Genomic DNA, 12,609 nt, shown 5'->3' on the forward strand with positions numbered 1-12,609 from the left:
TCAGTTTCCGCTGTCGTCCCGGACAAGCGCGCCTAAAGCGCGCGTAGATCCGGGACCCATAACCATAGGGAGAAGTTTGGCGCGAACTGGCAACTCCGAGTCGTCGCAACACTGCTTCCTGTGGCTATGGGTCCCGGATCGGCGCGCGCTTGGGGCGCGCTTGTCCGGGACGACAGTTTACGGCGGCGCCACCACCACGCCCTCATTGCCGCGCAAATCCAGCACGCCTTCGATCCCCTCACCCTCGCGATCCAGAAACGTCGACAGCAATATCCTGCTGCCGAAACGGATCGCGCTGGTGGTCACCGCGATCGGATCAGGACCGAGATTGAGCGCCACGATCACGGCCTTGCCGCCGTCCTCGCGGCGGTAGATCAGGAGATCGCCTTGCGCGGCAATCGGATGATAATCGCCCGCGATCAATGGGGGACAGCTCTTCCGCAAGCCGATCAGGCGCCTGTAGAGATTGAGGATCGAGCGCGGATCGGCTTCGAGATTGGCGACATTCTCGCGGATATGATCCTCCGGCAGCGGCAGCCACGGCCTCACTTCCGAGAAACCGGCGAAGCCCGACGAATCCCATTGCATCGGCGTGCGGCAGCCGTCGCGGCCGACACCGATGCCGGGCACGTTCTTCTCGAAGGGATCGCGCACGTCCTCCGGCGCGATCGCGAGCTGATGCATGCCGATCTCGTCGCCATAATAAAGCGTCGGCGTGCCGCGCAGCGTCAGCAGCAGCATGGCCGCGACGCGGGCCTGCTCCGGCCCGACGCGGCTCGCCACCCGCGGGCGATCGTGATTTCCGAGCACCCAGTTCGGCCAGGCACCGCGCGGCAGCGACTTCTCGTAGTCCTCGATGATTGTCTCGATCGAGCGCGCGCTCCAGAAGGTCGAGAGCAGCGCGAAATTGAACGGCATCTGCGCCCCGGTGAGATCGTTGCCGTAATAGGCCATCAGGCGATGCAGTGGCAGATAGATCTCGCCGATCAAGACGCGGGCAGAATACGCGTCGGTGACGCGCCGCATTTCGCCGATCACGTCATGCACCTCCGGCTGGTCGGTGGAATATTGCGTGAGGATCTTCTCGTTCGGCGGCCGGCCCTCGACATAATGCGGGTTCGGCGGATTGTCGCGGAATTCGGCGTCCTTGATCAGGTGCCAGATCACGTCGACGCGAAAGCCGTCGACGCCCTTGTCCAGCCAGAACCGCATCACATCGTAGATCGCGGCGCGGACGTCCGGATTGCGCCAATTGAGATCCGGCTGCTGGGCGAGGAAGGCGTGGTAGAAATATTGCCCCGTGGTTTCGTCGAAAGCCCACGCGCTGCCGCCGAATTCGGACAGCCAGTTGTTTGGCGCGCTGCCGTCCGGCTTCGGGTCGCGCCAGATGTACCAGTCGCGCTTGGGATTGTCGCGCGAGGACCGGCTCTCGATGAACCATGGATGCTGGCTTGATGTGTGGTTCGGCACGAGGTCGAGGATCAGCTTCAGGCCATTGTCATGGGCGGCCGCGAGCAGCGCATCGAAATCCGCCATCGTGCCGAACAGCGGCTCGATGCCGACATAATCCGAGATGTCGTAACCGAAATCCGCCATCGGCGAGGGAAAGATCGGCGACAGCCAGATCGCATCGACACCGAGCGATTTGACGTAAGGCAACCGCCTGAGGATGCCGGCGAGATCGCCGACGCCGTCGCCATCCGAGTCCTGAAACGAGCGCGGATAGATCTGATAGAAGATGCCGTCGCGCCACCAGTACTCGCCCTGAGCCATGTCGGAATACCATCCAAAGACTGTCTCTCGCGCGGGAGAACGCGGAAGCAACGCCCCGGTTCAGATTGGCGAGCCAATTGGGACGGCCGTGTGACGTGTTCCCCGGTCCCTGGCACCAATCTTTTGCTTGGCGGCATGGCAAAAATCGGCATTGTGGCGCCCATGACCGAGCAAAATAAAACCCAAAATTCCTCGCAAGAATCGTCGCAAGCCAAGGCCGGCGCGATCATCGTTCCCGTGACGCTGTTCGAGCAGAACTGCACCATCATCTGGGACGAGCCTTCCAAGAAGGCCGTGGTGATCGATCCCGGCGGCGACGTGCCGAAGATTCTGGATGCAATCACGCAGACCGGCGTCACCGTGGAGAAGATCTGGCTGACCCACGGCCATATCGATCATGTCGGCGGCGCGGCGGACTTGCGCGATGCGTTGAAGGTGCCGATCGAGGGTCCGCATCAGGCCGACAAGTTCCTGCTCGACAACGTGGTCGAGAGCGGCGCGCGCTTCGGCATGACGGGCGTGCGCAACTTCGCGCCGGACCGCTGGCTCGAGGAAGGCGACAGCGTGTCGATCGGCGGCCTGTCGTTCGACATCCTGCACTGCCCCGGTCATTCGCCCGGCAGCGTGGTGTTCTTCAACAAGGATCTGCGTTTTGCCCTTGTCGGCGACGTCCTGTTCGCGGGCTCGGTTGGGCGCACCGATCTGCCCGGCGGCAGTCACGCCACGCTGATCAACTCGATCAAGACGAAGTTGCTGCCGCTCGGCGATGATGTCGGCTTCATCTGCGGCCACGGCGCCGGCTCGAGCATCGGCCAGGAGCGGATGACCAACCCGTTCATCACCGGCGAGATGTGAGCTTATTCGGCAGCGTCTGCGAGCGCCGCCGTCTCGCTCAGGTTACGCTCGCCCCATTCGCGGATGGCGGCAACGACGGGCACAAAACTCTTGCCCTTGCGGGTGAGGCGATACTCCACCTTCGGCGGCACCTCGCAGAAATCCTTGCGGTCGATCAGGCCGCTCATCGTCAACGCCTTCAATTCGCGGCTGAGCACGCGCGGGGTGATTTCCGCAGTGCCTTCAGCGCCGCGCAGCAGGCCGCTTCTGATCTCGCCATAGCGGCGCGGGCCGTCCTTGAGATCCCAGACGATGCGCAGCTTGTACTTGCCGCTGATCATCTTCTGAAACGCCGCGACCGGACAGGTGCGCGCCGGGATTGCCTTTGCCATGTCGTCTCCTCCACGAGCATCCAGCCATTCTTTTTTGACGCGTTTTCTTTACGCGAACCGGCGTCCACTTCGCTCGAAAACGCTACGCGATAAGAATAGGAGCGACGGCGAAAAAGTCCATACTATCAATTTTGTCCATACTTGCGGGATCGCGCGCAAGCCGCAGATGATGACGCACGAGACGAACAGGGAGCGTCACATGAAGCACTTCATGATCAGATACCAGTTCAAGAACGGCACGACGGAGGATTGGCACCGGGAGATCGGCCGCTTCATCAAGGCGATCGACGGCGATCCGGAGCTGAAGGGACGGATCGGCTATCGGGTCCTGAAGGCCCGCGACGACCGCAGCTACTTCCATCTTGCGAGCGCCAGCGACGATGCCGCGCAGAAGGCGCTGCAATCGCGCGACTTCTTCAGGGCCTATCAGGAGATGACGCGGAAGGTTGCGGGCGGCGAGGTGACGGTGACGCCGATCGAATGGATCGATCAGACGGCGTAGCCACAAACTCCGCCGTCGTCCCGGACAAGCGTCCGCGCAGATCCGGGACCCATAGCCACAGGGAGACGTGGTTACGGGGACTCGGAGTTACGCCTTCGCGCTTCACTTGCTCCCGGGAGTATGGGTCCCGGATCGGCGCGCGCTTGGGGCGCGCTTGTCCGGGACGACAGTGGGGATGGAGCTATTTCATCAATCCGGCCGCCGTGAGCGCGCGCGTGATGATCTGGCCGAGATCGAAGCCGTGAGACTTTTCTCGCTTCGGCTCGGCAGGCTCCGCGACCGCGGTGCGGATCGAGCGGGCGAGATGCGGCGCGGGCGACAGCGCCGGCTTTGCGGGCTTTGCCGCCTCCGCGATCCAGCCGGTGAGGCCGAAGAACTTTGCGATGTGGTAGGACGAGGAGATGCCGGCCTCGATCAGGAACGCGCCTTCGACGCCATAGCGCTGGTCGTTGTCGGCGAGCCCCAGCGGCGTGCCGTGGGCCATGTCGGTGATGGCGTAGGACTCGACCAGCGTCTCGCCGTCCTTGTTCCACCAGGCCTGGCGCGGATAGCCGTCGACATTGGTCTCCGCCATCGGCACGTCGGGCAGATCGTGCAAATCGAGCCACTGCTTGACGATCTCGTTGGCATTGCCGGGATTGACGGTGCGGTCGGCGCTGCCGTGCCACACCGACACCTTCGGCCAGGGCCCGCGATGATCGGAGGCGCTGCGCACGAGATCGCCGAGCTCGCGCGCGGGACGCGCCGGGGAATGGAACATGCCGTCCAGCGCCTCGCGCAAATTCGAGGCGATGCCGTAGGGCAATCCGGCGATGACAGCGCCGGCCGCGAAGACCTCCGGATAGGTCGCGAGCATCACCGACGTCATGCCGCCGCCGGCGGAGAGGCCGGTGATGAAGATGCGCCTGGAATCGATACGGTGCGCCTCGACCATATGCGCGATCATCTCGCGGATCGAATGCGCCTCGCCGCTGTCCCGCGCGGTGTCCTCCGGATTGAACCAGTTGAAGCAGGTGTTGCCGTTGTTGATGCGCTGCTGCTCGGGCATCAACAGCGCGAAGCCGTAATGCTTCGCGAGCGTCGACCAGCCGGCGCCGAGATCGTAAGCGGCTGCCGTCTGCCCGCAGCCATGCAGCACGACGACGAGCGCGCGCGGCTTCTGGAGCTGCGCCGGCACGAACGCGAACATGCGCAAGGCGCCGGGATTGTCGCCGAAGCCCGTGACCTCTTGCAGCGGGCTGGATGAATCCGCGCTGCGGCCGAGCTCGGCGAAGCGCAGACCGTCCAGCTTCGGCAGACGTCTCAACAAATCGACATTTCTGGCTAACGACACGGCAAGTTCCTGGTGGGCGACTTTCAACGTACAGCCCAACCAGATAGTTGCTGCATTGCGAAATAAAAAGACCGTGTGCTGTCGATCTCGCGAAAATCACCGGAAATCCCGCGGAAATTCGCATGTATTAACCGCACTGCCTCAACTTGATGCAGATGCGCGGCACATCCACGTCAGAAATGCGGTGCAGATCATGATTAACGTCACAAACGGCGCGAGCGAGACGAAAAATCCTGCCCGCGCTGATTGCATTGATTCGATGGCGAAGAACACCGCGCCGATTGCGGCCACTCCGGCCGCATTTCCGATCTGTGCTGTCGTGCCGTGGATGCCGGAGGCCGAACCTGCGGCAGCAGGTTTTGCCGTCGAGAGCACTGCGCCCGAGAGCGGTGCTGGAAGGTGGGCCTGTCCGGAATCTGACACCTGCGATGATCGATCGCGGCGAAGCCGAACGCCGCGATGCGCGTTCATGCGCAACTGATCTCGGTTGCGAGCTGCAGGCCGAGCAGTCGCTTTCCCACATGTTTGACATTCCGCAACACGGGACATCGTGCGATTGCGTTCGTCGTCTCCGACACGTAGCCTCACGCCACCAACAAACAGAAAATGAAATCCGGAGAGAACGCCATGGCGCGCCTGAAGTTCGGAGCCTTCCTTGCCCCGCATCACCCGATCGGGGAGCATCCGATGCTGCAGTTCCGGCGCGATCTCGACCTGGTCGAGCAGCTCGACGCGCTCGGCTATGACGAGTTCTGGTGCGGCGAGCATCATTCATCGGGCTGGGAGATGATCGCCTCGCCCGAGATGTTCCTGGCCGCCGCCGGCGAGCGCACCAAGCGGATCAAGCTCGGCACCGGCGTGGTGTCGCTGCCCTATCACCATCCCTTCAACGTCGCCCAGCGCATGGTGCAGCTCGACCACATGACCGGCGGCCGCGCCATCTTCGGCTCCGGTCCCGGCGCGCTGGCCTCCGATGCGCATACGCTCGGCATCGACCCGATGACGCAGCGCGACCGGCAGGACGAGGCGATCGGCATCATCCGCCGCCTCTTCAACGGCGAGCGCGTCACCGCCAGGAGCGACTGGTTCACCATGAACGACGCCGCGCTGCAGATCCTGCCCTTGCAGGAGGAGATGCCGTTCGTGGTGGCCTCGCAGATCTCGCCCTCCGGCATGACGCTCGCCGGCAAATACGGCATCGGCATCATCTCGCTGGGATCGATGACGACGCAGGGTCTGATGTCGCTGCAGCAGCAATGGCAGTTCGCCGAGGATGCCGCCAGGAAGCATGGCACCACGGTGAACCGTGCCGATTGGCGTGTGCTCCTGACCTGGCACATCGCCGAAACGCGTGAACAAGCCCGCCGCGAGGCCGGCGCGGGTCTGATGCGCTGGCACAACGAATATAATGTCGGCACGCTGCAGCGGCCGGGCCTCACCGCGTTCTCCTCCCCCGACGAGGCCGTCGACAAGACCGCCTTCGTCGAGGGGGCCGCGTCCACCATCGGCACACCCGACGATCTCGTCAAAACCATCAAGAACGTGATGGAAGTCTCCGGCGGAGTCGGCGCCATCATCGGCTTCGTGCACGACTGGGCCAATCCGGAGGCGACGCGGCGGAGCTGGGACATGGTGGCGCGCTACGTCGTGCCCGAGATCAACGGCTATATCGACGGTCTCCGCAAGTCGCAAAAATTCGTGATCGAGAACCGTGCGATCTTCGAGCGTGCGGGTCAGGCCGTGATGGCCAAGATCATGGAGAACGAGAAGGCCGCCGAGGCGCTGAAGGTGACCGGCCCCGGCCGCGTCGCCATTCCCGCCGTCAACGCTCCGGATCTGCAGAAGGAAGCGGCGAAGCGATAGGCGATCGTAGGCAAGTCCCGACCTCCACTCGTCGTCCCGGCCTAGTGCGCAAGACGGCCGCAGCGTCATCGTGCGCGGATGTGCTATGTTGGCCCGGTGCCAACCGGAGCAATCCTGATGTCGATGCAGAATGTGGCTGCCCCTGCGCTTCAGTTTACTCCGCCGAGGCGCAATGAGCTGACCCACATCCCCGGCGACGAAGGCTGGCCGTTCATCGGCAAGACCTTTCAGGTGCTCGCCGATCCCAAGGGCCATATCGAAGCGAACGGCGCCAAATACGGGCTGGTCTATCGCACGCATTTTTTCGGCGAGACCAATGTCGTGCTGCTCGGGCCCGAGGCCAACGAGCTCGCGCTGTTCGACCAGCAGAAGCTGTTCTCCTCGACGCATGGCTGGAACAAGGTTCTGGGCCTGCTGTTTCCGCGCGGGCTGATGCTGCTCGATTTCGACGAGCACCGGCTGCATCGCAAGGCGCTGTCGGTCGCGTTCAAGTCCGGGCCGATGAAGTCCTATCTCGGCGATCTCGACCGCGGCATTTCCGCCCGCGTCGCGCAATGGAAGGCAAAGCCGGGGGAGATGCTGCTCTATCCGGCAATGAAGCAGCTCACGCTCGATCTCGCCGCGGCCTCGTTCCTCGGCGCCGATATCGGGCCGGAGGTCGACGAGATCAACCGCGCCTTCGTCGACATGGTCGCCGCCTCCGTCTCGCCGGTCCGCCGCCCCCTGCCCGGCACCCAGATGGCGCGAGGGGTGAAGGGACGCAAGCGCATCGTCGCCTATTTCCGGGAGCAGATTCCGCTCCGCCGCGGCAATCATGGCGGCGACGATCTGTTCTCGCAGCTCTGCCGCGCCACCCATGAGGACGGCGCGCTGCTCTCGGAGCAGGACATCATCGACCATATGAGTTTCCTGATGATGGCGGCGCACGACACGCTGACCTCGTCGCTGACCTCCTTCATCGGCGAGCTCGCCGCCAATCCGGACTGGCAGAACAGGCTGCGCGCGGAGGTGCTCGCGCTCGGACTTGCCCCGGGGGCGCCGAGCAGCTTCGACGATCTCGAGAAGATGCCGCTGACCGAGATGGCCTTCAAGGAAGCGCTGCGGATCAAGCCGCCGGTGCCGTCGATGCCGCGCCGTGCGATGCGCGATTTCAGCTTCAAGGGTTTTGCGATCCCCGCCGGCACGGCGGTCGGCGTCAATCCGCTCTATACGCACCACATGAAGGAGATCTGGCCGGAGCCGGATCGCTTCGATCCGCTGCGCTTCACCGAGGACGCGCAGCGCAACCGCCACCGCTTCGCTTTCGTGCCGTTCGGCGGCGGCGCGCATATGTGCCTCGGCCTGCACTTCGCCTACATGCAGGCGAAATGCTTCGCGCGGCACCTTTTGCAGAACATCGAGGTGTCGCTGGAGCCGGGCTACAAGCCGGACTGGCAGATGTGGCCGATCCCGAAGCCGCGGGACGGGTTGCGGGTGCGGGTGAAGGCGGTTTAGCGCCTCCGCTCTTGTAGGGTGGGTTAGCTCGCGGCCGCGCAAAGCGCGGTCCGCTAGCGTAACCCACCTCTTTTATTTCCGCGGAGACAAAAGTGGTGGGTTACGCGTAACGGACTGCGCTTCGCGCATCCGCTCCGCTAACCCACCCTACGATTTCCGCGCCCGGAGCTCCTACGCCCCCTGATCGAACGCCTTGCGCAGGGCCACATAGCCCTGCTGCTGCTGGCTCCAGTTGCGGCCGCCGGTCATGGCGCCGTCGACGACGAGGTCGTGGCCGTTGACGAAGCTGGATTCGTCGCTGGCCAGGAACACCGCGGCATGGGCGATATCATCGGGAAGGCCGGCGCGCGGGATCGGCTGCGCGGTCTTGTAGACCTCGCGCATCACCGCCGGCGTCTTCTCCGCGGCGTCGGTCGAGAGCCCCAGCGCCTTGCCGAAGATGCCGGTTGCGATCGCGCCGGGCGAGATCGAGTTGACGCGGACGTTGGATTCGCCGAGCTCCATCGCCACGCATTTGGTGAGGTGGATCACCGCGGCCTTGGCCGCACTATAGACCATGGACGACGAGAAGCCGGCGAGGCGTCCGGCGATGCTGCCATTGTTGATGATGCTGCCCGCCCCCTGCTTCTTCATGTAGGGCGCGGCGTGCTTCATGCCGAGCATGACGCTGCGCACCAGCGTCGCCATGGCCGCGTCGAACCGCTCGACCTCGAGGCCCTCGATGCCGCCGGTCTGCGCCGGCCCGCCGGCATTGTTGAACAGGCAATCGATCCTGCCGAATTTCTCGACTGCGAGCGCGATCAGCGCCTGCATCTGCGCTTCGACCGTCACGTCGGTCTGGCGGAAGATGCAATTCTGCCCCAGCTGCTTCGCCAGCGCCTCGCCTTCCGCTACGCGCCGACCCGCGATCACAATTTTGGCACCTTCGGCAACGAAGACTTCCGCAGTGCGCAATCCGATCCCGCTTGTCGCCCCCGTAATCACCGCAACCTTGCCGTCCAGCCTGCCCATGGAATGTTCCTGTTTTCGAGCGATTTGATGCCAAATGGCGAATGTCGGCCGCCGCCGTCGCCGCAGCGGTCACTATCCCTGCCCGCTTCCGACAAGGCAAGCTATGCTTGTGCGGGCGGCATGCGTAACATCCTCGCGGGCCGCTCGAGTTTCGAACGCCTATCGCAACCGGGCTCTGCATGGGGAAGCTGATCGACGAGTTCCGCAAGAGCTGGCAAGGCGCGGCGCCGCCCTCGCTGGGTCTGAGCATCTCGTTTGCGGTGATCTGCCTGTTGGGCGCGACCCTGGTCCGCTGGGGTCTCGCTCAGGTTCGCCCCGACATCTACTTCACGCCGTACTTCCCGGCCGTGTTCTTCGCCGCTGCCCTGGGAGGATTTCGGATCGGCATCATGACGGCGTTGGTCGGCGGCGTGCTCGGCGTCGTCCTGAATTTCGGCGATGCCATTGCCGATCGCGCGCGATTTGCGCTGCTGGCGCTTTACTGGGCCGTCTGCGCGATCACCATCTGGGGTGTCGAGCACTATCGCACCATGCTGGCGGAGCAGCGCCGGATCTCCAAACGCCTGATCGAGGAAGAAGATTATCGCAAGCTGCTGGTCGACGAGCTCCAGCACCGGCTGAAGAACAAGCTGTCGACAGTGCATGCCGTGCTGCACCAGGTGCTGCACGACCAGCCGCAGGTTTGGGCCCGGATCGATCCCCGGCTGCGCTCGCTGGCCGCGACCGACGATCTGATCTCGCGGATCGACAAGCGGGGCTGCGATATCCGCGACCTCCTGATCTCCGAGCTCGGGCCCTATGGCCATGTCCGCTTCACGCTCAACGGTGAGCGGCTGTTCCTGCCGCCGAAGCTCGCGGTCACGCTGTCATTGATGTTTCACGAGCTCGCTACCAATGCAGGCAAGTACGGCGCATTCTCCTCACCGCGCGGTCTGCTGCAGGTGTCCTGGACCATCAACGACGATCGCCTGACCATCACCTGGGACGAAACCGAGGGGCCGAGCGTGGACAAGGTGTCCGAGCCCGGCTTCGGCACCAAGCTGCTGAAATCGGCACTGTCGGCCTTCGATGGCAGGACCGAGATCGCGTATCTGAAAACCGGGCTGCATTGCATCATGCAATGCCGAATTCCTAAAAGCGGCTAGCAATTAGGTTCAAATGTCGCACAGTGAAAGGTGTGCTCCCTCCTCCGCTTGCGGGGGAGGGCTATCGCATTTGAGAGCTTTTCCCTGCGGCCATCCTTCGAGACGCCCGCTTTAGGCGGGCTCCTCAGGATGAGGACGGAGTGCGTGGCTGCAGTTTCAACGGGCACTGACGCCGATGAGCCTCACCCTGAGGAGGCGCGTAAGCGCCGTCTCGAAGGATGAGGCGTGCGCGCAGGCCGATGTCGCGGTCATCACCCAGCCGAGAAAATTCCGCGCTAGACTTGAAACAAACGAAAGAAAAGCGCGAAGGTCACGCGCGCTTTCGCATGCGTCGTTGACGCTCTGTTAATGACGATTTTCTGCGCGTGTCGCATCGCCGCAAGTTTTCTCCAAAACACCCCCGTATTTCTCCGCACCCCTTAACCAAACTTAAGAGGGAACCGCGCAAGATCGCGCCCATTGCAAAGGCGCGCTGAAACAACAAGATTCATGACTTCTATGAACGACAATAGATATTCCGGCGCGACTGAAGCCGAGCTCGGTTTTCTCAAGGAAATCGTTAGAATGCTGCCTGCCGGCCTCACCGTGCAGGACGCGCATGGCGAGCTTCTGCTGGTTAACGATGCCGCCGCAGCGCAGCTCGGGATGGACGGCAGCCGTCCCTCGCCCGATCTGGCGCCGCGCCGTGAAGCCTGCCGGAAGGCGCTGAGCGCCGGCCAGGCCGTCGTCGCCGAGGAAGCGCTGCACGACGGCGCCGCGCGCCAGGTGCTGCTCACGACCCATCGTCCCGTTCGCCTCGCCGGGCGCGAGCTCCTGATCTCGGCGTCCTCCGACATCACCGAGCAGAAGAATTTCGAGGACCAGCTGTTTCGCTCGGCATATTTCGACGAGCTGACCGGGCTGCCCTCGCGACGCGTGATCGAGCATCGCGCCAACAGCCTGCTCGCGCGCGATCGCAGCGGCGAGCGCTTTGCGCTGGCCTTTCTCGACGTCGACAATTTCAAGCACATCAACGACTATTACGGCCACACCGTGGGCGACGCGCTGCTGGTCGAGCTGTCGAAGCGGCTCGGGCGCGACCTGCGCGATTCCGACATGTTGTCGCGCATCTCCGGCGACGAATTCCTGCTGCTGCTCTCCCCGATCCAGAGCCAGGAGGAAGTCGCCGAGTTCATGCAATCGACGCTGGAGCGGCTGACCGCGCCGTTCTTCATCGACAATTCGGAAGTCTTCGCCTCGACCTCGGTCGGCATCAGCCTCTATCCCGACCACGGACGCAGCTTCGAGACGCTGCGGCAGAACGCCGATATCGCGATGTACCGCATCAAGAACAACGGCAAGGGACTGGCCGCCTTCTTCGACGCCAGCATGGAGCGCGAGGCGCAGGCACGGATGAAGGTCGAGCAGTCGCTGCGGCTCGCCATCCTGGAAAAGCGCTTCTGCTGCGCCTTCCAGTCCAAGGTCGACATCCGCACACAGGCCGTGAAGGGCATCGAGGCATTGGTACGCCTGCGCGACGACGAAGGCGTGATCCAGGCGCCGGGCTCGTTCATCAACCTCGCCGGCGAGCTCGGCCTGATCGACGAGCTGACCCATCTCGTGCTCGCCGAGATCGTCAAATCGATCGACCTGATCAACGACACGTTCGGCGCGGAAGCGACCATCAGCATCAACGTCGCCGCCAAGCAGGCCGGCAATCCCGAGTTCATGCGCAGCTTTGCGCAGGCGCTGGACGACACCGGCTTTCCCCATCGCTTCATGATCGAGGTGACGGAAGACGCCTTCGTCGCCAAGAATCATTTCCAGGCCGAGATCCTGCCGATGTTCCGCAAGCTCGGCGTCGGCATCTCCATCGACGATTTCGGCACCGGCTATTCCTCGCTCTCGGCGCTCGCCGACATCACCGCCGACGAGATCAAGATCGACCGCTCCTTCATCACCGACATCCACAAGCGCCCGCGCAGCCAGGGCATCCTGCGCGCGATCGAATCCTTGAGCGAGGCGCTCGGCATGACGGTGATCGCCGAAGGCCTCGAATCCTACGAGGAGCTGGCCTATCTGCAGGCCGCGACCAAGATCCGCTACGCGCAGGGCTATTACTTCTCGCGGCCGATCTTCCTGGAGGAGCTGAAGCTCGCAACGCCCGCCTCCAGCGAGGCGCGGGTCAGCGTGGCGAGCCGCCCCCACCAGCAGAATCGCCAGGGCTATTCACGGGCGAGCGGGTATCGGCGGTAGGGGCGGCGCCGCTCCAATCTCGCTGTC

General features: G+C 63.7%; 11 protein-coding genes. 6 read left to right on the top strand and 5 right to left on the bottom strand.

The annotated features are described in order from the left end of the window. Positions 1-177: 177 nt before the first annotated feature. Positions 178-1,773 carry an alpha-amylase family glycosyl hydrolase gene (locus tag JQ566_RS13430; protein WP_212372708.1) on the bottom strand — a complete coding sequence of 532 codons (1,596 nt, stop codon included), beginning with the start codon at positions 1,771-1,773 and terminating at the stop codon, positions 178-180. 162 nt (positions 1,774-1,935) lie between these two features. Here JQ566_RS13430 and JQ566_RS13435 point away from each other — a divergent pair, with 162 nt between their 5' ends. Further along, positions 1,936-2,628: an MBL fold metallo-hydrolase gene (locus JQ566_RS13435; protein ID WP_212372709.1), complete on the top strand. Its 693-nt coding sequence runs from the start codon at positions 1,936-1,938 to the stop codon at positions 2,626-2,628. A gap of 2 nt (positions 2,629-2,630) precedes the next feature. Here JQ566_RS13435 and JQ566_RS13440 read toward each other — a convergent pair whose 3' ends face one another. Continuing rightward, positions 2,631-2,999, bottom strand: coding sequence for a winged helix-turn-helix transcriptional regulator (locus tag JQ566_RS13440; protein WP_212372710.1), 369 nt, complete (start codon positions 2,997-2,999; stop codon positions 2,631-2,633). Between the two features lie 199 nt (positions 3,000-3,198). Between JQ566_RS13440 and JQ566_RS13445 the strand changes: the two genes are divergently transcribed. Then, positions 3,199-3,501, top strand: a complete 303-nt coding sequence (locus JQ566_RS13445) for a hypothetical protein (RefSeq protein ID WP_249139443.1) — start codon at positions 3,199-3,201, stop codon at positions 3,499-3,501. A 181-nt stretch (positions 3,502-3,682) separates the two neighbouring features. Here JQ566_RS13445 and JQ566_RS13450 read toward each other — a convergent pair whose 3' ends face one another. After that, positions 3,683-4,834 (bottom strand): extracellular catalytic domain type 1 short-chain-length polyhydroxyalkanoate depolymerase, encoded by a 1,152-nt coding sequence (locus JQ566_RS13450; protein WP_212372712.1) that lies wholly within the window; start codon positions 4,832-4,834, stop codon positions 3,683-3,685. 141 nt (positions 4,835-4,975) lie between these two features. Further along, positions 4,976-5,305: a hypothetical protein gene (locus JQ566_RS13455; protein ID WP_249139445.1), complete on the bottom strand. Its 330-nt coding sequence runs from the start codon at positions 5,303-5,305 to the stop codon at positions 4,976-4,978. A gap of 156 nt (positions 5,306-5,461) precedes the next feature. On the opposite strand from JQ566_RS13455, the gene JQ566_RS13460 reads away from it, so the two are divergent. Next, the gene (locus JQ566_RS13460) at positions 5,462-6,697 is read left to right on the top strand and encodes an LLM class flavin-dependent oxidoreductase (RefSeq protein WP_212372713.1); all 1,236 of its coding nucleotides are present in this window, start codon (positions 5,462-5,464) and stop codon (positions 6,695-6,697) included. A gap of 117 nt (positions 6,698-6,814) precedes the next feature. After that, the gene (locus tag JQ566_RS13465) at positions 6,815-8,191 is read left to right on the top strand and encodes a cytochrome P450 (protein WP_212372714.1); all 1,377 of its coding nucleotides are present in this window, start codon (positions 6,815-6,817) and stop codon (positions 8,189-8,191) included. 171 nt (positions 8,192-8,362) lie between these two features. Here JQ566_RS13465 and JQ566_RS13470 read toward each other — a convergent pair whose 3' ends face one another. Then, positions 8,363-9,202: an SDR family NAD(P)-dependent oxidoreductase gene (locus JQ566_RS13470; RefSeq protein WP_212372715.1), complete on the bottom strand. Its 840-nt coding sequence runs from the start codon at positions 9,200-9,202 to the stop codon at positions 8,363-8,365. Between the two features lie 179 nt (positions 9,203-9,381). Between JQ566_RS13470 and JQ566_RS13475 the strand changes: the two genes are divergently transcribed. Beyond that, complete coding sequence (locus JQ566_RS13475) at positions 9,382-10,347, top strand: sensor histidine kinase (RefSeq protein ID WP_212372716.1); 966 nt, start codon at positions 9,382-9,384, stop codon at positions 10,345-10,347. Between the two features lie 498 nt (positions 10,348-10,845). Further along, positions 10,846-12,582, top strand: a complete 1,737-nt coding sequence (locus JQ566_RS13480) for a putative bifunctional diguanylate cyclase/phosphodiesterase (RefSeq protein WP_212372717.1) — start codon at positions 10,846-10,848, stop codon at positions 12,580-12,582. Positions 12,583-12,609 lie beyond the last annotated feature (27 nt).

This window comes from Bradyrhizobium sp. SZCCT0231 (genome assembly GCF_018130245.1).
Taxonomy (GTDB): Bacteria; Pseudomonadota; Alphaproteobacteria; order Rhizobiales; family Xanthobacteraceae; genus Bradyrhizobium; species Bradyrhizobium japonicum_F.